The sequence below is a fragment of the Saccharolobus solfataricus genome, assembly GCF_900079115.1.
Taxonomy (GTDB): domain Archaea; phylum Thermoproteota; class Thermoprotei_A; order Sulfolobales; family Sulfolobaceae; genus Saccharolobus; species Saccharolobus solfataricus.
The window spans coordinates 96,825-119,337 of record NZ_LT549890.1 but is presented as its reverse complement, the minus strand read 5'-3'; the positions used below and the strand labels follow the sequence as shown (position 1 = coordinate 119,337).

21 protein-coding genes, 1 tRNA gene and 4 pseudogenes are annotated in these 22,513 nt (G+C 35.0%); 18 read left to right on the top strand and 8 right to left on the bottom strand.

Going from position 1 to position 22,513, the window contains the following annotated elements; genetic code table 11:
• Positions 1-104 precede the first annotated feature (104 nt).
• On the bottom strand, positions 105-1,070 hold the full coding sequence (locus tag SSOP1_RS00670) for a transposase (RefSeq protein WP_010922899.1): 966 nt from the start codon (positions 1,068-1,070) through the stop codon (positions 105-107).
• Between the two features lie 227 nt (positions 1,071-1,297).
• Between SSOP1_RS00670 and SSOP1_RS00665 the strand changes: the two genes are divergently transcribed.
• Positions 1,298-2,896, top strand: coding sequence for a DNA primase family protein (locus tag SSOP1_RS00665; protein WP_010922898.1), 1,599 nt, complete (start codon positions 1,298-1,300; stop codon positions 2,894-2,896).
• A 553-nt stretch (positions 2,897-3,449) separates the two neighbouring features.
• A pseudogene (locus tag SSOP1_RS16015) lies at positions 3,450-3,608 on the top strand (putative integrase); the annotation flags it as partial.
• 30 nt (positions 3,609-3,638) lie between these two features.
• Here the strand turns inward: SSOP1_RS16015 and SSOP1_RS00660 are convergent.
• Positions 3,639-3,713, bottom strand: a tRNA-Val gene (locus tag SSOP1_RS00660).
• 217 nt (positions 3,714-3,930) lie between these two features.
• Between SSOP1_RS00660 and SSOP1_RS16010 the strand changes: the two are divergent.
• Positions 3,931-4,401 (top strand): annotated as a pseudogene (locus tag SSOP1_RS16010) (IS701 family transposase); the annotation flags it as partial.
• A 111-nt stretch (positions 4,402-4,512) separates the two neighbouring features.
• Complete coding sequence (locus tag SSOP1_RS00650; RefSeq protein ID WP_010922896.1) at positions 4,513-5,469, top strand: ISH3 family transposase; 957 nt, start codon at positions 4,513-4,515, stop codon at positions 5,467-5,469.
• Positions 5,470-5,570: 101 nt separating this feature from the next.
• Here the strand turns inward: SSOP1_RS00650 and SSOP1_RS00645 are convergent, their stop codons facing one another.
• Together SSOP1_RS00645 and SSOP1_RS00640 are read right to left on the bottom strand one after the other, a co-directional pair.
• On the bottom strand, positions 5,571-6,014 hold the full coding sequence (locus SSOP1_RS00645; protein ID WP_010922895.1) for a hypothetical protein: 444 nt from the start codon (positions 6,012-6,014) through the stop codon (positions 5,571-5,573).
• An 83-nt stretch (positions 6,015-6,097) separates the two neighbouring features.
• Complete coding sequence (locus SSOP1_RS00640) at positions 6,098-6,526, bottom strand: transposase (RefSeq protein WP_010922894.1); 429 nt, start codon at positions 6,524-6,526, stop codon at positions 6,098-6,100.
• A gap of 73 nt (positions 6,527-6,599) precedes the next feature.
• Here SSOP1_RS00640 and SSOP1_RS16765 point away from each other — a divergent pair.
• From SSOP1_RS16765 to SSOP1_RS00620, 5 genes and pseudogenes are all read left to right on the top strand, one after another.
• Positions 6,600-6,782: pseudogene (locus SSOP1_RS16765) on the top strand (ISH3 family transposase); the annotation flags it as partial.
• 178 nt (positions 6,783-6,960) lie between these two features.
• Positions 6,961-7,371, top strand: a pseudogene (locus SSOP1_RS00635) (IS701 family transposase); the annotation flags it as partial.
• Positions 7,372-7,609: 238 nt separating this feature from the next.
• Complete coding sequence (locus SSOP1_RS00630; protein ID WP_173645071.1) at positions 7,610-8,278, top strand: A24 family peptidase C-terminal domain-containing protein; 669 nt, start codon at positions 7,610-7,612, stop codon at positions 8,276-8,278.
• Positions 8,279-8,319: 41 nt separating this feature from the next.
• On the top strand, positions 8,320-9,201 hold the full coding sequence (locus SSOP1_RS00625; protein WP_009988956.1) for a cobalt-precorrin 5A hydrolase: 882 nt from the start codon (positions 8,320-8,322) through the stop codon (positions 9,199-9,201).
• A 33-nt stretch (positions 9,202-9,234) separates the two neighbouring features.
• Positions 9,235-10,056, top strand: a complete 822-nt coding sequence (locus SSOP1_RS00620) for an ABC transporter substrate-binding protein (protein WP_009988954.1) — start codon at positions 9,235-9,237, stop codon at positions 10,054-10,056.
• On the opposite strand, the gene SSOP1_RS00615 is transcribed toward SSOP1_RS00620, so the two are convergent.
• Positions 10,033-10,611 carry a hypothetical protein gene (locus SSOP1_RS00615; protein ID WP_009988952.1) on the bottom strand — a complete coding sequence of 193 codons (579 nt, stop codon included), beginning with the start codon at positions 10,609-10,611 and terminating at the stop codon, positions 10,033-10,035. The genes SSOP1_RS00620 and SSOP1_RS00615 overlap by 24 nt on opposite strands.
• Between SSOP1_RS00615 and cimA the strand changes: the two genes are divergently transcribed.
• Together cimA and SSOP1_RS00605 are read left to right on the top strand one after the other, a co-directional pair.
• Entirely contained in the window at positions 10,562-12,211 is a 1,650-nt protein-coding gene (cimA, locus tag SSOP1_RS00610) for a citramalate synthase (RefSeq protein WP_029552502.1), read from the top strand. The genes SSOP1_RS00615 and cimA overlap by 50 nt on opposite strands.
• The gene (locus SSOP1_RS00605) at positions 12,208-13,116 is read left to right on the top strand and encodes a 4-hydroxybenzoate octaprenyltransferase (RefSeq protein WP_009988950.1); all 909 of its coding nucleotides are present in this window, start codon (positions 12,208-12,210) and stop codon (positions 13,114-13,116) included. Before cimA ends, SSOP1_RS00605 begins: the two co-directional genes overlap by 4 nt.
• 107 nt (positions 13,117-13,223) lie before the next feature.
• On the opposite strand, the gene SSOP1_RS00600 is transcribed toward SSOP1_RS00605, so the two are convergent.
• Positions 13,224-14,126, bottom strand: a complete 903-nt coding sequence (locus SSOP1_RS00600) for an FAD-dependent oxidoreductase (protein WP_009988949.1) — start codon at positions 14,124-14,126, stop codon at positions 13,224-13,226.
• 74 nt (positions 14,127-14,200) lie between these two features.
• On the opposite strand from SSOP1_RS00600, the gene SSOP1_RS00595 reads away from it, so the two are divergent.
• Positions 14,201-14,863: a hypothetical protein gene (locus SSOP1_RS00595; protein ID WP_009988948.1), complete on the top strand. Its 663-nt coding sequence runs from the start codon at positions 14,201-14,203 to the stop codon at positions 14,861-14,863.
• Here the strand turns inward: SSOP1_RS00595 and SSOP1_RS17325 are convergent.
• Entirely contained in the window at positions 14,851-15,021 is a 171-nt protein-coding gene (locus SSOP1_RS17325; protein WP_009988947.1) for a hypothetical protein, read from the bottom strand. The genes SSOP1_RS00595 and SSOP1_RS17325 overlap by 13 nt on opposite strands.
• Before the next feature lie 112 nt (positions 15,022-15,133).
• Between SSOP1_RS17325 and SSOP1_RS00590 the strand changes: the two genes are divergently transcribed.
• The 6 genes from SSOP1_RS00590 to upsB are packed head-to-tail and all read left to right on the top strand — an operon-like array spanning position 15,134 to position 22,223.
• On the top strand, positions 15,134-16,240 hold the full coding sequence (locus SSOP1_RS00590; RefSeq protein ID WP_009988945.1) for an RsmB/NOP family class I SAM-dependent RNA methyltransferase: 1,107 nt from the start codon (positions 15,134-15,136) through the stop codon (positions 16,238-16,240).
• Between the two features lie 44 nt (positions 16,241-16,284).
• A complete protein-coding gene (gene upsX / locus SSOP1_RS00585) occupies positions 16,285-18,357 on the top strand; it encodes a protein UpsX (RefSeq protein WP_009988944.1) in 2,073 nt (690 codons plus the stop codon).
• 26 nt (positions 18,358-18,383) lie between these two features.
• Positions 18,384-19,805 carry a type II/IV secretion system ATPase subunit gene (locus SSOP1_RS00580; protein ID WP_009988943.1) on the top strand — a complete coding sequence of 474 codons (1,422 nt, stop codon included), beginning with the start codon at positions 18,384-18,386 and terminating at the stop codon, positions 19,803-19,805.
• Between the two features lie 4 nt (positions 19,806-19,809).
• Positions 19,810-21,297: a membrane pilin protein UpsF gene (gene upsF / locus SSOP1_RS00575; RefSeq protein ID WP_409333406.1), complete on the top strand. Its 1,488-nt coding sequence runs from the start codon at positions 19,810-19,812 to the stop codon at positions 21,295-21,297.
• A gap of 57 nt (positions 21,298-21,354) precedes the next feature.
• Positions 21,355-21,804 carry a pilin subunit UpsA gene (gene upsA, locus SSOP1_RS00570; protein ID WP_029552501.1) on the top strand — a complete coding sequence of 150 codons (450 nt, stop codon included), beginning with the start codon at positions 21,355-21,357 and terminating at the stop codon, positions 21,802-21,804.
• Positions 21,805-21,818: 14 nt separating this feature from the next.
• Positions 21,819-22,223 (top strand): pilin subunit UpsB, encoded by a 405-nt coding sequence (gene upsB / locus SSOP1_RS00565; protein WP_009988938.1) that lies wholly within the window; start codon positions 21,819-21,821, stop codon positions 22,221-22,223.
• On the opposite strand, the gene SSOP1_RS00560 is transcribed toward upsB, so the two are convergent.
• The gene (locus tag SSOP1_RS00560) at positions 22,204-22,467 is read right to left on the bottom strand and encodes an SSO5209 family protein (RefSeq protein ID WP_009988937.1); all 264 of its coding nucleotides are present in this window, start codon (positions 22,465-22,467) and stop codon (positions 22,204-22,206) included. The genes upsB and SSOP1_RS00560 overlap by 20 nt on opposite strands.
• Positions 22,468-22,513: the final 46 nt, after the last annotated feature.

The following is a 22,513-nucleotide window of genomic DNA, read 5'->3' as shown; positions in this document are numbered from 1 at the left end:
TTTGCAAAAAATATAGCGTACAATTCTAATAATAAGAGGAGAATTCTGAATTTTTCTCACGTGGTGAAAACGACGTGCATAGTCTCCTCTGAACACCGAGAAAGTTAGAGAAGCTTGACGAATGAATCGAAGGACAAAACCTTCTTACACGTGGACTTGAAGTTAAAGAGAAGATGATTCACTAGATTCCACGCAGAATCCAGAACCGTGTAATAGAGGAACAAGAAGATCTTATTACTCAACTTCCTAACATACCTTATCCTTGCCTTCCTAACCTTAAAACCCTCCTCAACTTGCCACCTCAACCTATAGAGTTCAGCCAGTTCATAGGGATCTCCCTCGAAGTTCGTTACGAACATGAAGTGCCTCGGCTTCCCCTTAACGTAAACCACATCGTAATAATAAAGCCCTTCAAATTCCAAGACCCTATACGCAACGTAAACCTTGTCCTTAACCTCATATCTCTTCTCAACTAATGGAACGTTAGATAGTTCCTTGAATCCCTTCAAGTTCGACTTTCCTCTCACAATGGTCTTCACGGGCATTTCCTTGATGACCCCTAGGTTCAAGAATCCGGCGTCAGCTACAACGTAATCTATTTCCATGTATTGGCTTACTTCCCTCACGCTCCTGAGTAGGAACTGTGATGGACTGTCGCTTCTCAAATCTGCTACCTCCACTAGGAGGGGTAACCTTAAGGGATATACGAGGTCCAAGGATCTCATCTTTACTCCTTTTCTCTTCCAGTTGTAGAGTAGAAAGCCCTCTGCTTTTTCTTGTTCCTTTTCTCCCACGGTTAATCCGGTCTCATCTACAGCGACTACGTTGGTCTCTCCCTTTACTTCTCTGTAGATTGGGTAGAACTTGAAGGTTCTCTGACCTTTACTAATTACTTTCTCGCCTCGTCTTACTACCTTCAAGTAGTATTTTCCTCTGTTTCCGGTTAGCAAGGATGGTGCTGCTTTCACTATTTCCGGGTCTAGATCTTGAGAGATAACGTTAATATTGTTTGTTGCTAAAGTTATAGCGAGGGACTTCAGCTCCGTTTTGGGTAATATCATGGTTTGCATAACGGAGTTATGGAGTCCCTCGCTTTAACCTTTTCTTGTTCATCTCGTCCTTCCACCTACTTTCCTCTATTGATAATACTAGACAAATGGTATTACTCTTTATATATAAACTCGTTTTCTGTTAGTTTCTTCAACAAATATGAAAATTTTTTGCTTCTTGTGTTGAAATAAGCCGATTTTTCTAACTCCGCTCTGATATTTTTCTCTTCCATAGAAATTGTATCATTTTGAGTAAAATTGGTGAAACACCACTGGACATGGGGTTAAAAGATGCGATTATAGGAATTTTCATATGGAATAAGGAAAAGGGAATCTTTGAACCTTTTGAGAACAGACTGAGGAAAAAAGCACGTGCGTTACTTGAATATTATACTGATTTAGCTAATGATGAGCTAAAGCCGTATGTGATAAGCAAAACAATTATCGATAATGTAGTAGATGAGATCAAAGATAAGACATTAATACCGTTACCAAACGAACCATTACGCGTGGCGTTTCCCAATTGCACATTAGAGTGGAAGATATCGCACGGGCGATATGTACCATCTTTTGTTCTTGCTGAGGAAAGAACACCAGAACATTTCGCATTTCATTATATTCCGCATAAGATTCACCTGGAAGAGTTGGTCAAAATTAATGAAGAAGTTCTTAGCGCACGTGATATACCAATAGATTTGATAGAAGATTTAGCACGGCGGTTGTGTCCGAAAAGCCTGGAAGTGTTCAAACAGTGGGCGAATGAGAAATGGGTTACATTGTTTGAAATTATAGGTTATACATTATTTCCAAAGATAGAGTTTAGAAAAGCCTTTATGATTTTAGGACCAAGAGGCACCGGCAAATCCACTTTCATCAATCTAATAAAGAAGTTACTAGGGCGTGGTAATGTAGTGAATATTCCACTACATATATTATTTGGAGATAAAAATCGATTCGTGTTAGCTGAATTATACCATAAGTTGGTTAATGCTGTAAGCGAAACAAAGGAGTACAACCTAGACGATATGGATACTCTTAAGGTACTAACGGGCGGTGATCGGATCACGGCGGATGTAAAGTTCAAAGACCCTATAACTTTCACTCCTTACGCAAAGTTAGTTATTGCATCAAATAAGCCACCAACAATAAGAGATAAAAACGACATGGCATTTTGGCACAGATGGTTGATTATCGAATTTCCTAACCAATTTGAAGACAACACGGCGTGGGGGGATAAAACATTCACTGAAGATGAGTTAGAGGGTATTCTAACGGTTTCAATTTTGGCATTTAGTAGAGTGTTGTTACATGGGAAGTTTGACTTTGAGCAGACAGAGGAAGAGGTTAGAGGAATATGGCTTTCAACAATTGATTATGTGTACAAGTTTGTGAAAGAGAAGCTAAAGCACGGTGAAATTATGATAACTAAAAACGCTGATGATTATGTTAGAGTCAAAGAATTGTACAGAATGTATCTGGAGTATTGTTCTACGAATGGCTATAATGCCACAACGTATAAAGGTTTCGTGAGAAGACTCAGGGACTATTTCAACTTAACTGTAGTAATGAAAAACGTAGAAGGAAAGAGATTCAGAGCAGTAGTAGGTATCAAAATTAACACAGTACAAACAAATGAAACCACGGGTGGTGATTATGGGGAATTCCTTAACTACATCTTGAAGAACAATCACATGATTAAGGAATTCGCTGATCTGGTCAGGGATTTCGGAAGTACTGAAAAGGCTAATGTGTTTATAGATTTCTGCACGAAGAAGAACATGTGTTTTAGCCGTGGTATAGATGCATGGGAAATATCTATCCAACCACGGGGGTTTAGTTTTTTATAATTGAATTTTTATACTGTCATGTACATTTAAGGTTACAAAGTCACTCAATTTTTCTTTTTTTACCCTATAACACGGCGTGTTTTTTGTGTTAAATAATAATATAAAGAAAATGTGACTTCGTAACCTAATTCCCGCCGTGCTTATCAAAATTCAGAGTTATTGTATATTTCACTCATATTATCAAAAATTAATTGAAATAATTTAACGCCTACGTCAGCCCCAAACCCCCCGTGTTAAATCCAATTTTATTCAGCTGCAGCTGGGTTTTAATTCAATTTTTTGCTTGTCATTGCTAAAAGTTGAGTGGGTACCCCACTCAACTTTCATCTCTTTAGAATTATTTTCACTATTCTGATTCTTCTTTAACAACTTCATCTTCTCTTCAACAACTGAGTTTTAATTCGATTTTTTGCGTAATTAAGGAATCTTTGCCGTCTTCTTTCAATTCGCCGTGATTTTATGGCAAAAATTAAGGAGTTGCCAAAGTTTAAAAAGAAATCCGGAAAACCATAATACGGGTGAAAAAGTGAATGGGAAAAAAAGCGGTAGGAGTATGGGATTAACCCGCGCTTTTAAATGTGAAAATATAATTTTACGGGAAAGAAAAGGACGGTATTATGTCTATAAATTGGAAACGATAAACGGTGAGGTAAAGGAAACTTATGTTGGTCCTTTAGCTGACGTGGTTGAAACATACGAAAAATTGAAAGATAGCAGTGGGGGTGTGGGGGTATCCCCCACATGGGCCCGCTGGGACTTGAACCCAGGATCTTCGCCGTGTGAGGGCGACGTCCTAACCAAGCTAGACGACGGGCCCTTTTACTAGCAAATTTGAATTCTCTTTAACTTTTTAAAGGTTTCTACGGGATATTGGCTATTTCGTAGCGTTTACGGTAAGGTGTTGATAGATTAACTATAGGATTAGAGATAAACTTTATTCGGTAGTAGCAGTTGTTCTATTTTCCCTCGGTAATACTAGGTCCATGGTACTACCGAAAAAAGTTTTTAGATTGATGTTTGGCTGAATAAAAATTGTGAAGTCCCAGAAGGGGAAGGAACTGGACGTCGCAAGGAGCGAGTTCATCAGGGTCTTCAATTTCGTAGTTGGGACGCTTAGGATGGAGAGGTTAAGCAGGAAGGTCGCATTGGGTTTAGCGCTCATGGCCTTGATCGGAGGAAGGACCAGCATTAGGAACGCCTCCATCTCGTTCGGGCTGAACTACGCGAACTTATTGAAGGCGCTGGAGTAGCTGGAGGACGCTTGGAGAAAGTACTTGGAGGCTCTGAGGACATTGATGGTCGGGCCGGTCGTGGCAATAATTGACGATACCTTCGACCACAAGCTCTACGCCAGGGTGGAGGACGTGGCCAGCGAGCACGGGAACTACTTCGCCTGGTGCTCCATGCACAAGAGGTTTGAATCCAGCATGCAGATTCTCACTGTGGCCCTGCACGACTTAGGTACCGGAAGGAGCTACTTGGTTGGGGCGTTTCCCTACGTCAGTATGGGAATCTCATTTTTTGCGTAAAAAACGAGATGAATGAAATACAGAAAAAGTTGAGAGGATGAGAATTTCTGTAGAAAAGTTTGTATATACGAGGGCGGACTTGAACATATGAAACATGAGAATACAACTAAACCGGCGAAGTTCAACCGGGACTTCGCCAGGTCCGCCCTCAAGATAATTTACTCGGTCCTCACTAAAATACTTTTCCCTGAGGAACTCCTCAGTGCCTTGCTTAAGGCAAGTGGGAGCTACTTGAGCAGGTTGGGAAAAGATGGGAGAAGAGCGTTGAGAAAGTTGAACGCGGTTCAAGTTGAGGACGTGAGGGATGCGTTGAGGAAGATGGGGAGGATGACGTTAAGGGGAGTCAGGGACAGGAGGGTAGCAGTGGACTTCCATGCCATACCTCAATACCACGCTGACAAGAGTTTCTTGAGTAGGATAAAGCCAACTAAGGGGACGTCGTGGGGACTGGTTCAAGCTGCGATCTTCCTCCTGGGGAGGACGAGGAGCTTCTTGGACGTGATCCCAGTGACCGTGAAGAACGTAGCTGAAGGTTTCAAGGCGGTGATGGAGGTAATTGTGAAGGAGTTGGAGGAGGACAAGCTGAGGCTCGTCATAGTCTTCGCGGACAGGGAGTTCGCGGTGAACGAAGTGATTAGATACCTCTTGGAGTTGGGCTTGGACTTCGTCATATCTGCCAAGGCCCAGATGTACAAGAAGTACAAGGGGATGTTGCAAGATGTGGATGTGAGTTTTGGCGGAGTTAGATATACTGGATTTCTCTGCGTGAGACATGGGAGTGGAGCTTATCTCATTATCCTGAGGAAGGAAGACGGCAAGATTATTGCCTTCCTCGTGAGGAAGGAGATGGATCTTTATGATGCCATAGTCCTTGCCGAGATGTACAGGGAGAGGTGGGGGATAGAGAACGCCTTCCGCTCTCTTGAGGAGTTTAGGGTCAGGACTAGGACTTGTGACGTGACGTTGTCCGATTTGAGCAAAATTAAAAGCCATTATAATTACAACGTCTCATATTATACTATTCTTCATTATATTCAAGTATAAAAAATAATATAATATGTATTAATAAGGGAAAATACAGATAATTGTACAGTTTTGCAATAAAATTTATCATAACAACAAGTAAACACGTAAACGAACCTCGTTTAATTAACGAGTACCTTCGTCCTAATCCTCGTCGAAAGAATTTCGAGATCACGATAGAGGTTAAGGAAGAATACCTCCATAACCACTCCCCTTAAGGTTGTAGACGAAGCCTTACCTTCCCTAATCTTAACACCACTACCCTCAACCGGAAGTCTAGCACTACCAACACCCTTAACTAAGACGTCCTTCCTGGAAATCCAAGCCCTATCAGCCATTAACTTAACGTTATCAAATGAAAAGGCTAGATCACTCAAATTAGCCAATCCAACCTTGAAGCCCCTAACGAAATTAGTCCTCCTTTCCACAAGGTTACAGACCTTAAACCCGAAGTAGGACTTACCGTGCTTCCTACCCCAACTACCCTTATACTTCCTAAAGGCTGTGAAGTTCTTGAGCTTGGAAGTAGTATAACCCATGAGGAGAAAAACGTCATTGAACCCCATCTCCTTAAGGTCAAGTGAGATCTTCTCAAGACCGTTTTGAAGACTCCTCTTTCCTGGGTAGGCCTCACGGAAGAATGTGTCAATTATGTGGTAGTCCTAGAACCTATCGTTTTTTCTCTCCCAACTTCAAGTTCAAAGCCCTTTTCCCTATACTCGCTGATCACCTTGTCCAAAGCCTTGTTTAACTCATCCATTAGTGTTGTTCTCATCGTCTCGCCTTCTTGAATAACTGTTTGTTGAAGTTTCTTGTAGAAGGAGAATACTGTGCTCTTTGGTGGAATTTTCCCGCCCAAGAAGTCCATAAACCTCTTACTGTCCCTAATTTCTCCCTCCAAGTTATTCCAGGAGATGTCGAAAATGAGCTTGATTAGGAGGACTTTGAGGAGTGAGATGACGTTCCACTTGGGCTTCTTGGAGTAAAGGGACTTAAGCTTACTCCTAAACGTTTCCCAAGGGAAGGATTTATCTACCTTGAGCAAGAGGTCCTTTTCAGTTGAAATTGCCTTTACCATAATATTATCTCATCCTAATTTCTTATTAATATTACTCATGAATTGCCATTTTAATCAACTTGGATAACGTCACGTGAGGAAGGAACTGGTTCTCGTTCTGCTTTCCTATCTTCTCTTGAATGTCTGGTTCTTGATCCGTTCTTAGAGGAAGGTAAAGTTGTGGGAGTTCTCGGTCTCCCTCTCGAATCTCCTCGATCGGGAGGTAAGAGTGGAACAAGAACGCGCGTTCCGTGAAGTGAAGACGTCATTCCCCTAGACTCCAGCTAACCCTATGCACCTCCTTCCAGCTACGTGAAATTAATTCTATATATTTATATTATGCTATTGAAAACTGACTTATTAACTGTCATTTTCATAAAATATATGCAGTTATATTTGAATAAAACTGGTGCGGTTCAATCTTACATATATTATCATTTATATCAGAAAAATGAGATTCCCATACTGACGTGGGGGATCTTCCTCCCGGATCTTACTTGGCTGACCTGATCATGGGAGACCATACCATTACAGTAAAGTTGTTAGTACTGGAATATAAAGATAGCAGGCTCAACTTTTACACCACGGACCTGAACATGGAGGACGAGATGATCGAGGTTACCTGGAAGATCAGGTGGGAGATAGAGAAGTTGCATAGGGACGTGAAGGCCTTGGACATGCAGGACTCCTCCTTCCTCAAGAGGCAAAGGTTTCACGGTTACCTGCTCCTCTTCGTGATGGTGGTCAACGCGGTAAGGGACCTGATCGGGTCCCTTAAGCTGAAGAGCGTGGAGGAGCTCCTCAAGTTCATTGAAAATCATTTAGGAGGTGCACCGGGTCTGATGAAAATGTTTAAGCTACGTTAAAGTAGAACAACTGCTACGGTAGAAAAGGAAAGTCATAAATTTTATAGCTTATGTTTCAATATTAATTGTAATGGCAAATGTGAAACTGTATATCGCACAAGATTTATTATATGTTATATTATTTATTATAAACTATGGGGTATCTAGTCCCTTGACAGCCCCGAAGAAGGGTATTGTATGAGGGGGACTTCCTGCCGTGATCGTTATATATTATATCCAAATTTTCCTTTCCATCATAATGCTTATTCATACTTCTATTCTAGATCTTAAATATAGAGAGGTTGATCCAAAAATATGGATTTATTACTCTCCTCTTTGTTTATTTATAATTTTTAGTTTTCACAATTTGTTTCTTCCTATATATTTATACTCGTTCATAATTACGAATCTCCTATTCTTAATTTTGTATAAGCTTTCCCTACTAGGTGGTGCTGATCTATTTTTAAACGTTATACTTAGTCTTGCCAACGCTTCGGTTATTTCCCTAGTTCCTAGTCGTTTTTTAGTTATAGGTCTAGAGCCTTTAGTTATAGTACTATATTCATCAATAATAATTCTTATATTTAGTTTAATAAATTTTGTTAAACAGTATAAATATGTTAGAAATCTTCCCTTTTCTAAGAAAATTCTTTTGGCATTATCTGCTAAGAGAATCAAGATAAGGGACTTTATTAACTCGAAGTTTTTATTTCCTTTAACTGAAGTAAAGGAAGATGGTTCAATAATGTTGAGAGACTATTTTTCAGTAGAGGAAGACGATAAGTATTGGCGAGAGCTTTATTCAAAATTAGTCAATGAAGGTAAAATTTCAGCAGATACGTACATATGGGTAGCTTGGGGTATCCCAGTAATTCCTTTTATGTTAGCAGGGTATATAATGTCGCTGATTATAGGCTTTCCAATTTAATAATTAAGATTAAAAAGGTGTTTTTAAAATAATTATATGCGTTGTATGTATCAAGGATTCTAGTTAACGGTGTTAATAAAGATCTGGTGAAGCAAATAAAGGGATTGTTCAGTGAACTTGGATATTGGATCGTCTATAATGACCCTGATATTATAATTTCTGTTAATTCTATCAATAATACCATAAGGAAGTATTTTGCAAAGTTTCATAATAAAATTATAATAAACGTTGTACCAGACGGCAGTTCTGTAATTCCGTTGACAAAAGAACATTCAGGTGGTTCCTTAATATCCAGTTTTTTAGCTGACTCCTTAGGTGCGAATTTAGTCTTAACAACATCTACCGGAGTTAAGGGATTATATAGTGTAGAAGAGTTTAGCTGGCTTAATGGGTTTTCTATTTATGGCTATGATCGCAAGATTGTGAACTCCCTAAATAAGAAACTGGTAACTGAAGGAAAGGTTAATGTCTACGTGGACTCTTATAAGGGCAATTATATATTATATGATGGATACTCATTAGTTGACCATAAGACAAAAGCGGATTTAATAATTTCTGAAAATGTTGATAGTATGGAAGATAAGAGCAGTAATAGACTATACTTAATACCTTCTGGAATTTACATTGGTATAAGGTATCTAGAATCTACTCCCCTAGATGTTCTTGTTTATTCCTTAAGGATGACCTTAAAATCACTTTATATTCTAAACGATAGAATAGATTATATAGTAGTTCCTTCTTCATTAAAAAACGATAAGAAATTACATCAAATTACGAAATACTATTACTCTAATATTATATACGGCTCTGACGTTGATGAGAGAAGTTCTTGTGAGGCATTGCTTAAAGAATTAAAAGTTAAGGTTTTACTAAAGGATGTGCGAAGAGCATTCGGAGTTATAACTTGCCTTGGAGTTAAATAAACATAATAGGACGTATTCTATTAATTTTGGTAAATGAGTGTAAGAGTTTATAATCCATTACAAGATGATTATATAAAAATTCAAAGGCCAATAACCAAAATAGTTAGTCTAGATCCTGCTTCTACGGAGATAATATTCCTTTTAGGCTTAGGAGAAAAGGTTAAGGCCACAGATGCCTTTAGTTATAGACCGGAAGATGCGAGAAGAACATTAAAAATAGGTAGTTATACTCACGTTAATGTCGATATTTTAAAGCAAATCAATCCAGACATAATATTCACTACTGCAGGAGCGCAGAAGGAATTGACGAGAAAATTAATTGGTTTAGGTTTTAACGTATATCCCTTACCAGTCCCCACTAACATTGCAAGCATTTTAAATAACGTTTTACTCATTGGAAACGTTTTAGGAGTCTATGAAAAAGCTAGAGAATTATATTATAGTCTTTATAACGTTATAGATGGACTTAGAGCTAGGTGTTATAAGAAAAAGATAAAGGTCTATATTGAACTTGATCTAGGTGGACCTATAACAGTAGGTTTTCCAACTCATATCAGTGATGGAATTTCACTGTTAGGTAGTACTAATATTTTTGACGATATTTCCGAAGCCTATTTCACGCCCAAAGATGAGGAAATCTTAAAGAGAGATCCAGATATTATAATTTATGAACCAAAAAGGCTTACAGATTACGAAAAAGAGAGATTTTATTCGATTTTACGAAAAAGAGACCTATTTCAACTACTAAATAAGCGTCTGATTTTCACTAAAGGTGACTATTTAGCTCATATGGGACCTAGTTTCATAACTGATGTATTGATTTGGCTTAAATCAGTTCTTTTTTCTCAGCCTTAACCTCTTACTAATATTACTTCCTTTACTTATTCCTCTGATAATCGAATACAAACCTATTATTAGGCTTCCTGCCATGATAATTTCATAGATTACTTTAAGTAAACCTAGAGATGAGTAAAATGAAGAAACTATATTATAGTTAAACACACCGTAATCAAAGGTTAAATATGCAGTATTCCGTCCAGTATTTATCAGAAATACCTTGTAAGAGCCATTTTGCAATTTTATTCCTATGTACCCTTGCTGGTTAATAATGGTCTTGCCAAATTCATTTATGACTGAAATATTAGTTGTAGAAGTGTTTGTAGTAAATGCTATTAACGTATTATTAAAATCATTTATAGTGACGTTTGCGATATTTATACCCAAATTGGGTGATATTTCCACGTTTTTGAGATTGCTTTTGTAAACAAGGCTAATATATTTATAATTTGGAAAATAGTTTGGGATTTCTAACAAAAGGGTCAATGCTATTAAAAAGATTATTAGCATTATGGCACTAAAAATGAAATATGATTTTCTATTATTATCATTAAAGCTTTTAAACCTCCCCATTATTTTTCACCTATGTTCGGTGTCCAAGAAATCTGTTGAGGTTCTAGATACAACATTAAGAGATGGTTCACAAGGAGCAAATATATCTTTTACTCTAAATGATAAGATTAAGATAGCATTACTCTTAGATGAGCTTGGAGTAGACTATATCGAAGGGGGATGGCCAGGATCTAACCCTAAGGATGAGGAGTTCTTTAGAGAGATAAAGAAATACAGACTATCTAAGGCTAAAATAGCTGCTTTTGGGAGTACCAAAAGAAAGGATGTTAGTGTAAAGGAAGATATTAGCTTAAATAGTATAGTGAAAGCGGATGTGGACGTTGCTGTGATATTTGGTAAGTCTTGGTCACTGCATGCTACCGAAGTCCTTAAGGTAACTAAACAAGACAATTTAGATATAGTATATGATAGTATTAATTATTTGAAATCGCATGGACTTAAGGTAATATTTGATGCAGAGCACTTCTATCAAGGCTTTAAAGAGGATCCGGAATATGCACTAGAGGTAGTAAAAACTGCAGAGTCCGCTGGGGCAGATGTAATTGCTTTAGCTGATACAAATGGTGGAACTCCACCGTTTGAGGTTTATGAGATAACCAAGAAAGTTAGGGAAGTTCTACAGGTTAAGTTAGGAATTCACGCTCATAATGACATAGGATGTGCAGTTGCTAACTCTCTAATGGCTATAAAGGCGGGAGCTAGACATGTTCAAGGAACAATCAACGGGATTGGCGAGAGAACTGGCAATGCTGACCTAATACAGATAATACCAACGCTAATATTAAAAATGGGATTAAATGCATTAAATGGTCAAGAGAGTTTAAGGAAATTGAGAGAGGTTTCAAGGATAGTATATGAAATATTAGGATTACCTCCTAATCCTTACCAACCTTATGTTGGTGATAATGCTTTTGCGCACAAAGCTGGTGTTCATGTAGATGCTGTAATGAAGGTACCTAGAGCATATGAACACGTTGATCCTTCATTAGTGGGTAACGATAGGAAGTTTGTAATTTCAGAATTGTCTGGAACTGCTAATCTGGTCTCATATTTACAAGGCTTAGGAATAGCGGTTGATAAGAAAGATGAAAGGCTTAAAAAGGCTTTAAATAAGATTAAGGAACTAGAGGCTAGAGGATATAGTTTTGATGTTGGACCGGCTTCCGCAATACTAATAACATTAAAGGAGTTGAACATTTATAAGAACTATATAAATCTAGAATATTGGAAGGTAATAAATGAAAATAATGGTCTTTCTATAGGGATTGTTAAAGTTAATTCTCAGCTTGAAGTTGCTGAGGGCGTAGGTCCAGTTAATGCGATAGATAGAGCATTAAGAATGGCACTTCAGAGAGTATATCCAGAAATAGGTGAAGTTAAGCTAATAGATTATAGGGTAATATTGCCTAGTGAGATTAAGAATACTGAAAGCGTTGTTAGAGTTACCATAGAATTTACTGATAATAAAATGAATTGGAGAACTGAAGGAGTATCTAAGAGTGTAGTTGAAGCTTCGGTTATGGCATTAGTAGATGGGCTTGATTATTATCTACAATTAAAGAAGACATTAAAAACAGCTGTAGACAATTATATCGTGTGAGCTGGGATCCTGGCGGATTAAACAAGAACACAAGAAATAAACTTTACATTATTTTGCGATTCTTAAGGATAGAGCAAACTTTCTTTAGTTTGCCTATGGCCTATTTAGGCGCTTTTGTTGCGATTAAAGGAATTCCACCAATTCCAACGTTAATATTGATTTTTTTGGCTTTATTCTTTTTAAGAACTGCTGGAATGACTAATGATAATTTAGCAGATATAGAGATAGATGCTAAGAATCCTAGAACTAAAAATAGGCCTTTAGTAACTGGTGCAATTAAAATAAGGGAAGCAAGGACTATGATCGTCGCTTCCTTGATTTTATTCTTTATTACTTCATATTTTGTTAATATCTGGGCGTTCATTCTAGCTCCTATTGTAGCGTTAATAATAATGTCATACCCCTATATGAAAAGATATACTGCTTTTGCTAATTATCATTTGGCATCAATCCAAGGATTAGCCGTATTTAGTGGTGCAGTGGCTGTATTGGGTTTGTACTATAATTCTTTAGATCAAATCCTCTTGAGAGTTCCATGGTTTTTTGTAATTGGGACAATTTTGTGGGCTGTGGGTTTCGATCTCTATAATCATATACCTGATGCTGAATTCGACAAAAAGATGGGCTTACACAGTTTTGCTGTGGTGTTAGGAAGATGGGCCCTAACATTTGCCGGACTTAACCAATTATTCTCCGTAGTGCTAGATCTTCTGGGTGACTTTTACTATGGATTAGGTCCAATAGCCATATTTGCAACGGTTCTTCATGGTCTCATAATGGCATATGCGTATTATTTAGCATCACAGAAAAATGATTTTGGTAGAGCATTTTATTATAATATATACTCGTCTATTGTGTTAGGCTTAGGGGTTGACATAGATGTCATCCTAGGTATTCCATTTTAGGAAAAAGTTAAAACCCCCTAATACAAAAAATAAAGTAGAGGTATCCAGGGACCTTAGGACAGATGAGAGGAACCCCTTGATATTTCCCCCCAGGGTCCCTGGATATCCTATAATTTGTAAAGCACACCCATTTTTCCCTTTCTGATAATATAATACCTTTCAATAAACCTTTTCATTATTACTCTTATTTTTGATACTTTAACACTTTCAAAATTTCCATTCCACAAAATATTCGACCTTATATGTATGGCCTCTCCTTTGCCAGTATCAATAATATTGATAAAAATAGGCCTAAAGCTTTCATTAATCTTTTTAGATAATAATCTACCTACATATACACCTTCTCTCATTGCCAATTCCCCTAATTTTGGGTAATTCTTTATCATATCTCCGATTACAAAGACACCATTCTTGTATTCTAATTTATCATTTACAGGTAGGAAATCTCCAATTACTTCATTAGGTTCACAAGCAGGAATAATATCATCAGATTTTTCTGAAAGTCTTATTCCATTCTTCTCTAAGAATTCAAGAACTTTACTACTTACTTTTTCCCCTAACCATTTTAAGACTGGGCCATAGTATGAGACTTCTTTGTTTAACTTTCTCAGATAAAAAGCTAGTTGAATACCCAGATACTCATCTAGATAGTTTTCTACACTTATACTTACTCTATCCTTTTCTATTATCTTTCTTATGATATCTAATTGTGATTCCCTTTTACAGCCTAAAGCTAGGATTAATTTGTGCCCTTGAATTTCTGTGCCATTTTCGATTTTCACTATTTTTCTTTCTAAATCAATTTCCTTTACCTTATTTATAATTGTTGGTTTTATATTGGTCGCATATTGAATACTTTTATTGAAGATGAGTTTTTGGAGATACGCAGTGTAAAATATAAATTGAGCTTTATCGGCTATCAGTGTTTTATCTAGATGTTTACCTAGTTCATAGTAGGCGTTAAGTCCTGCGTATCCGGCACCTACGATCAGGATTTTTTTGGCTTCCATTCTAGCTTAGTATAATCTTATTGTTCCCTTTTAAAAGATAAGTTAAAATAAAGGTTCATAAGAAATTCTAATATGTGAGGTTAAGTCTAGGATATGTGAAAGAGAAGGAGTTAGAAATTATAGCCCCCTTATTGAATAATGAAACTAATAGAAATATTGAGTTTAATCTGATACGTGTTAAGGAAGATGAATTGAAATTTAAACTTAAAGAATTAGATTTGGCTTTTATACCTTTACCTTTAACACTTTTTTATGAAAATATAAGATTTATAAGTAATGGTGCATTTGTAGCTAATAAAATTGGATTAAAGATTATAAATAGTAGATTTTCTAAATTGTGTATCAATAGTTCCAACTCAACGGAGTATTATTTATTTAAAACACTTACAAATTATAAAAATCCATTAGAGATAGTTAGAAGTGAAGTATGTAATGATGCTGATGTATTAATAAGTTATGAGGATTATGACATTTCTTTGGACGAACTTTGGAGAAAAAATTGTGGCGATCTTCCTTTAGTTATAAGCCTAATTGGTTCTTTACGTCTAGATGAGCAAACCCTATCTAAAGTCAAGGTAGTTATTAGAGAGGCAGCGTCTCTACAAGAGTCAAGGGGAAGAATCTCACACTATAGTAAAGAGTTAGGTCTTAAAGGAAGACAAGCGATAGAATGTTTTTTCCAACTCTGTTTAAAAAGAGGTTTATGTAGGAGTTCAATCTCACCTCAAATTCTATGAAAGTTTCTAGTTTTTCTAATTAATACGAACATTGCAGCTGCAATGAAAATTGAGTTAACAGTTAATGCATATTGTAATACTTCATTACTAATCTTTATTGAAGCAACTGATATCAACAATAAGACTAGTGTTACATATATGAGTAATGTGTCTTTCATATTTAATTATCGGTTAAATCTAATATAGAGTAATCTTATGTGAGTCCTAATATTACCTTATGCCTAGTCAACGATAAGAATATTAGAAGTTAAAGATTGTAATACACTTAAGTTGAAGGACATAGTAAAGTTTTTGTCTACTGTGTTATATTACGTAGAACAGAAGAATTATCCTTTAGCGATAGCATTTAAACGAGCATATCTGCATAATAAGCCAAGGAAGATAGATTCTAACCTTTTATATGAATATAGTAAAAGACTAATATTATCGTATTATGCACTACCTCAAAGCAAAAGGTCGGCAAAGGTAAGATATTGGCTTAAAAATAGGGAAAATATTGAAATTAAATTTCCTAAATGGATGGAGGATAAATTGTTTACATTATTAGATGTTAACGCTCTTAAAAGAAAATTAACTGAAAGATGGATATGGGCACGTATAAACTTGCTTAAGACTGATATTGATAAAGTTTATAGAATGTTAGAGAGTCAAAATATAGAGTTTGAGCCCGATAAGGATTTTTATTATATGATCAAGATAAATAGATCTTCAGTAAGACTATCTTCTTTAAGTATAGTAAAAGACTTTAAATTGATACTTCATGATAAAGCTAGTTCTATAGTGGTAGAAGCACTTAAGCCGGAGATTAGTGAAAAATTAGTTGATCTCTCTTCAGCACCTGGAATTAAAGCTTCTCTATATATGATGCTAACAGAAAATAGGGCTGAAACTTTCCTAGCCGATGTTGACTTAAAGAGGTTATCGAAAGAGTATAATTTGCTAAAACGATGTGGAGTAGATTTGCGTAAGGTTCACATAATATATCAAGATTCAACAAAAAATAGCATCATAAAATCAGACAAGATACTATTAGACGCGCCGTGTTCTTCCTCTGGAATGATAAATAACGATCCTTCAATTTTATTGAAATTACGTAATGGCGAGAAAATAGAGAAATTCACTAAATTACAAAAATCCCTACTAAATGAGGCTTTAAAGATTAAGTCCAACAAACTTGTGTATGCGGTATGTTCATTGTTTCCAGAGGAGGGTGAAAAAGTAATAGAAGATTATTATGAAATAGCTGAAAAACCATTTTCTAATTATCAATCTGGCTATTCCTTATTCAAGTCAGGGAAGAGATCTAACAGAACCTTCCCTCATATTGATTCCACTGAGGGATTCTTTATATCAACCTTGAATTTAACTAAATTATAAATTCACATTACACTCCGTCTTTTTATAAAATGATTAAAGAATGTATGACAATTCCAGATTTTATACTATATCAGAAATTAGGTTTAAATTTTATTCCTAACCTCAACTGCTGGCTTGAATCAAAGAACGAGAATTCTGTCCAATTGAAATGTAATGTTTTGCGCCAGCCCTCTGTTAATATTAGCGAGTTTGGGATTAAGATAAGCGATGACAAATGGATTTTCAGAAAAGGTAATATTGTTGTTATGATTGAGGATGGTAAGGAAACGATAATCAGAAAGGATGAAGATGAGTATGTAGTAGACTATATTATGTATAATGATAGTGAAATTTACCCAATATATCTTAAGGGAAGAAAATATAACTTAAACGGAGAGGAGTATGAGAAATACTTATCTTATCTAGATAGAAAAATCTTGGTGGGAAAGCGCAACCTAATCATAATATTGGGAAACAAACAATTAAATATAGATCGTGGAGAGAGGATTTATCTTTCAAGGTCTTTTATTTCTGTAATATATGATAGTGGTACTAAGGTTATCGACAGAGAGGGTAATATATCATATTTTAATTTTAAAGGCGATTATCTAGGTTTTATTCAGTCTTATGGTATTATATATAGGTCAAGTGATGGGTTAATAGTCTCTTCTAAGAAGGGAAATATTGGAATATGTGTTGACGAATCATATCTAATTGGAGAGTTTTCTGGAGGATTACTAATTTTATGTGGCGAAAGCTTAAAGCAGTACTATAATACTGGTTGGAGGGAGATCGAGAGAAATATAGATTCAGAGTTATTTGTTAACTCCAATAGAAACTTTTTTGGAGTTCTAAAAAAAGGCAAGCTTTACATTTTTGACAGTAATTTTAGTAAGTTGTCTACATTTGACGATGTGAATTCTTTCAATTTCGACTCTAAAAGGATTTATCTATTTTCTAATGACGGAACTGTTGGTTTAGCTAAGTTGGAGGAGAACTACAGGCCGATTAAAATTATAAATGTAAATAATAGTGTTCAAAGCCCAATTATATTACAAGTCGATGAAAATTATTTCCATAATTTTAGTATAAAAAATGGTAAGATGATAGATATTAAGGTAGTTGAAGATAAAAAGAAAATCGTGATAATAGAGCCTTTCGAATATCGTAAAAATTCTCTCGAAATTTCTGCTGGAAATATATTCTTCTCTTTTCTAGATGCTATTCCTTATACCTCTCAACTTCCAAAAATCGAATTCTCGAGTGCAAAGATACTTGCAGCAGATGAAGGGGGAAATTTAATTACAAGTCCAGATAAGAATGCATTATTAATTTTTAATATTAAATATTCTATTCCGACCAGATCTCAAATAACCTTTACCATCGAAGCTTTAAATCAGACATTCAAGTTTCTTGCTAGAGAAAATAGTGGTAAGAAATTACTGAAAATACCATTAAGTATTAACAATTTAAAGCTTTTAGATGTTCCAGTGAATGTTTACGCTCATGTTGATGATCGACTAATTGCGTCATTAGAATTTTTAGCACCAATAAAAATAGTAAGAAAAGAGACTACTTTAAATCAAAATAAGATTACTATTATAAATAATAGCGTTAAGAAAGAAATTGTCGTAATAAAAAATGGGATTTTTGAGTGGAAACAGTTATTCGAATATCCTTTAGAATACAAAGGAATACTGTTTGGAAAAGAAGGTGAAAAAATAGAAGTTGACGGTGAAAAGATTGTTGTAAGAGAAGGATATAATTTGGTTAGGATTGTTAAAGATAATGCTAATTATGCTAGAGAGTACTTAGTGATCGGTATTAAAAACCCCATCAAGTCAGTTAATGCTGAGTTGAAAGAGAATCAGATAACAGTAAAATTAGATATGGAAACTAATATTCCTTTTGAAATATTTTATGGGCCTCACTCATTTAGGGGTATATCTAAAGAAGAGACTCAGATTACTTTTCCGATAGAACCTATATACAATTCAATAAAAATTAGGGCCTATACGCATGGTTTCACATATGAGTCTCAATACGAATTTGTTGATACTATTAAGTTATCAATCTTGATGGCTTTAAGTGAAGCAAAGGCTATAAAAGAAGTTTTAAGTAATTTCGGTATTGTGTGAGTATATTTTTTCTGAACAATGGTATCATGAATATTCTCCAAGAGTATTCTGTTCTAAATGCTAAAGTCATCATATATGAGGAAAATGGGATAGGTTATTATAAAGTAAATGAACCTAACCTAGATCAGAATGAAATTGAGATACTCAATTCTATATTAGAATATATCTACTCTACTCCTAGTGTACCTAATATAGAAGAGACAGTAGTTAAGATACTGAAAAATAAGGGTATTAGTGATCAAGGGATTATCGAAAAAATAATTTATTATTTGAGAAAAAGAATAGGTTATGACGAGTTAACTGTACCCTTAGCTGACCCTTATGTTGAAGAAATAGAATGTAAAGGATTCTCATACCCTGTCACTGTAGTTCATAGGATTGTTACAAGATTCCCGAGATTATATACTAATATAATCTTGGAGCAAGAAGATCACGTACTAAAGGTTATTGAAAAACTCGCTAATAAGGCAGATAAACCGGTTAGTATTGCTAAACCATACCTTGAATTTTCCCTGCCTGAGGGTCATAGAGTTGCAGCTACAGTATCTCGTGAGGTTTCATTACCTGGTTCCACATTTGATATAAGGAAATTCCCACTAAAGCCAATAAGTCCTATATCACTGATTAAAAACGAATCGATAAGTTCGCTAATGTTAGCCTATATTTGGTTTTTATTAGATTATAAGCCGTTCTTTTTGATCATAGGTTCTACAGGATCTGGAAAGACTACTTTACTTAATTCAATTCTAAGTATGATTAATCCTTTCTTTAAGGTAATTACCATAGAGGATACTCCAGAAATAAACATAATTCATGATAACTGGATAAGGTTTTTTGCCAGACAATCAATTTCCTCTCAATTTGAAGTATCGTTAATGGATTTAGCTAAACTATCATTAAGATATAGACCGGATTATCTAGTTATAGGGGAGATTCGGGGTAAGGAAATAGAGGCACTAGTTCATGCATCTGCTTCTGGGCATGGCTCGTTGGCTACATTTCATGCAGGAAATCCACATGAAGCATTGACTAGATTGCTTAGCCTTCTAAATAAGGATGTTGCTAAATTATTTTTACAAAATCTGTGGGGTATTATAGTTTTAGGAACGCTAAGGGATCGTAATGGAAATATAAGGCGTATAATAAGGTCGATTTATGAAATAGTCTATACTAGAGGTAAACTAAGATTTAGGCCAGTATTAAGATGGTCTTTTTCCTCTAACACATTCATGCCTAACAATATTGATGATTTAATTAAAAGGTCCTATAGGATCAGTTATATATCAAAGACATATGAAATACCAATTTCAGAAATAACCAAGGAGATTAGTAATAGAGTTAAAACTCTTAATAATTTTGTGAGTAATAATATTTTAGATCTAGAAGAGTTCAGTGTTTATTTAAAGAAAATAAGTCAAGGTGATAAAGTTGAAACTAAAGCTATTTAAAAAAATGAATTTATTTGAATTAATGAATACAAGAATAAATGAAAATATCAAATATTATGGTGATGATATGGAAAGACTCCGTAAAGAATATATTGTGATGTTGTTTTTAATGCCGCTAATATCTAGTATCTCTATTATCTTATATTTGAAAATTAGTCCATATTTTTTACTGTTAAATATAATGAATGTTTTTATTTATTTCTTTCCTATACTTATTACTCAAATTAGAAAGGATGAACAAAGAAAGCTTATAGAAAACGAGATGCCCGTTTTCTTACTATTCGCTTATGTTAATAGCCTTTTAGGAAGAAATCTATATAAAACGTTTGAAGAAATAAGGAATTCTAAGGTTTTTAAAGGTTTGAGAAGAGAGGCCATGTTGCTTGTTAAAGAGGTCGAAGTTTTAGGAAAATCATCTTTTTCGGCAATGGAAAGCAGAGCCAAGGCTCATAGAGGAGACTTCTTAGGTAAGATTTATACGGTATACACAAGTGGTGAGTCAATAGGTATTTCAATGCCCGAGAGATTGAAAGACCTTTTAAATGAAACTATTGATGGCTTGAATTCAAATTTTCAAGGTTATGTTGAAAAAGTAAATGAATTAGTTGAGATTTTGTTCATGCTATTTCTTATTACTCCGATGATTTTATTAGCATTTCAGTATATTTCCTCATCCATAAATATTTTCGAACTTATATTTCCTCTTTTGCTATTCCCTATCATTTTCTTTTATATTTCACTTATACAGCCTAATATAGGATATGATATAAAAATCGATATAAAAGAGGTTAAAAACTCGCTCTACATATTACCTATTCCCTTTATACTCGTGTTCCTCTTTCACCTTAGCCTAGAGTATGAAATCTTAGTATTTTATTCGATATTTATAATGTTCTCCTTCTTTATCTATCGTAAAATATCAGTTGCTGACGCAATCTTGAATAATTTACCATATATATTATCAGATATTGCAGATTATTTAAAAATAGGTTATAGTATAAAAAGTGCAATATTGAAACTTAACGTAGATAATACGCACTTTAGGATGTTCTTAGGAGAACTCGCTGCAAAGATCAGGAAAAACGAAGCGATATCTAATGTAAGAACTAATATCTGGATTGTGAATGCTATCTTAGAACTCATAGAAAATATTGACAAAAAAGGTTTTGCAGACACCTATACTTTCAAAGATTTATCCTTAATTCTCTATAATTATACTTCTTTGCGAAAAAAAGTATTACAAAATCTTCGTCTATTCAGCATTCTAGCTACTATAACACCTATTGTATTCTATTTTGCACTAGGGATAATGAGTAAGATTAGGGCAGTTGGCAACTTAGATCTAATTATCGTGTTGTATACAATGGCACTTAGTATAATTTATGCTAAGGTATCCCGATTTACCGTTTTTAATTTTCCATTACTTGTTTTAGCTCTAATGAACCTAATAATAGTATTACTATTCGGAAACGTTATCTTAACCTTTATCTAGCAAAGTAAGATTATTTTCGACATTCCCTGAGTAAGATAAATATTGCTACAACTAATGATGAAAGGAGGGTATAAATTAAAAAAGAGAAAAGGGCTTTCATCGATTTTAGGTACAGTAATAGTATTAGCAATAACCCTAGTGCTGGGTGGTCTACTTTATGCGTACTCTAATGGTCTATTTAGTTCATTAACACAAAATGCGAGTCTTCAGACTCAAGTAAGTATTTATGTCAATCCCAATACTGGTCAAGCATATATCCAATATTATATTTCCAATACCGGCAGCACACAGATATATCTATCTAGTATTCAAATTCTTAATGGTACTAGGAATATTATAATACCACTCAATAACAATCTCTTACAGCCTGGTCAAACAGTTCAAAACATAACATCAATTAACGGCAAAATAACTGCTGGGCAGTACTACACTGTTGAAATTGCTGGTAATTTACCCAATGGAAAACCATATAGTGTGGTTCAGAACGTGCTGGCTTCAATAGCGTAAATTAGGTGATGTGGTTGAAAGCTATTTCATCTATTTTTTCTACACTAATTGTTGTTATGATAACACTCTCACTCATCGTTCCATTATATTTATTTTTTACGCAAACTTATACAAATAGTTCTATCCAAGCAAATAGCGCATACGATAATTATCTAACCAACGTTAACGTTAAGGTTAGCCTGATATATTTAGGAAATTCGGTAAATGAGACATTCGTGTATAATTATGGAAGTGTTCCAATTACAATAGAAAAGGTTATAATTAATAATATTTCGTACAATGTGAAATATGAAATGCTACCTGATAGCTTAGTTCCCCTAAGCTCAATAATAAATAATAATATATTCATTGAGGGAAACTCTGTAATCATTCTACAGATTAATGGAAACTACTATTATTTCAACTCTGGACCGGATTAGGTTTTACGAATATGTACAACTCATATCCTTTTTTCAATCCTTCGAGTATTTCCTCTCCTTTTTTAGTAAGACGAAATGCCTTGTGTGATCCCTTAGAGTATATAGGTTCTATTAGGCCTAGTTCCTCTAAAATGTGGAACAATGCCAGAACTTCATATCTAGGTAACCCAGTTTTGATTACGGCATCCCCCGGATTAACAGCACCTTCCTTTATTGCGTTAAGGACCATCTCTATTTCGTACATCAAATAGTAAGTTAGTTTAAGAATTCCTTATAAGCCAAAGTGCCTA

Coding starts and splice junctions, on each gene's coding strand:
- SSOP1_RS00640 (WP_010922894.1), bottom strand. CDS start 6,526: ATGGTAAAGGCAATTTCAACTGAAAAGGACCTCTTGCTCAAGGTAGAT.
- SSOP1_RS00670 (WP_010922899.1), bottom strand. CDS start 1,070: ATGCAAACCATGATATTACCCAAAACGGAGCTGAAGTCCCTCGCTATA.
- upsA (WP_029552501.1), top strand. CDS start 21,355: ATGAAAGGAGGGTATAAATTAAAAAAGAGAAAAGGGCTTTCATCGATT.
- SSOP1_RS17325 (WP_009988947.1), bottom strand. CDS start 15,021: ATGAAAGACACATTACTCATATATGTAACACTAGTCTTATTGTTGATA.
- SSOP1_RS00560 (WP_009988937.1), bottom strand. CDS start 22,467: ATGTACGAAATAGAGATGGTCCTTAACGCAATAAAGGAAGGTGCTGTT.
- SSOP1_RS00645 (WP_010922895.1), bottom strand. CDS start 6,014: ATGGGGTTCAATGACGTTTTTCTCCTCATGGGTTATACTACTTCCAAG.
- cimA (WP_029552502.1), top strand. CDS start 10,562: ATGAAATATGATTTTCTATTATTATCATTAAAGCTTTTAAACCTCCCC.
- upsF (WP_409333406.1), top strand. CDS start 19,810: ATGAATTTATTTGAATTAATGAATACAAGAATAAATGAAAATATCAAA.
- SSOP1_RS00630 (WP_173645071.1), top strand. CDS start 7,610: ATGCTTATTCATACTTCTATTCTAGATCTTAAATATAGAGAGGTTGAT.
- SSOP1_RS00600 (WP_009988949.1), bottom strand. CDS start 14,126: ATGGAAGCCAAAAAAATCCTGATCGTAGGTGCCGGATACGCAGGACTT.
- SSOP1_RS00580 (WP_009988943.1), top strand. CDS start 18,384: ATGAATATTCTCCAAGAGTATTCTGTTCTAAATGCTAAAGTCATCATA.
- upsX (WP_009988944.1), top strand. CDS start 16,285: ATGACAATTCCAGATTTTATACTATATCAGAAATTAGGTTTAAATTTT.
- SSOP1_RS00615 (WP_009988952.1), bottom strand. CDS start 10,611: ATGGGGAGGTTTAAAAGCTTTAATGATAATAATAGAAAATCATATTTC.
- SSOP1_RS00650 (WP_010922896.1), top strand. CDS start 4,513: ATGAAACATGAGAATACAACTAAACCGGCGAAGTTCAACCGGGACTTC.
- SSOP1_RS00620 (WP_009988954.1), top strand. CDS start 9,235: ATGAGTGTAAGAGTTTATAATCCATTACAAGATGATTATATAAAAATT.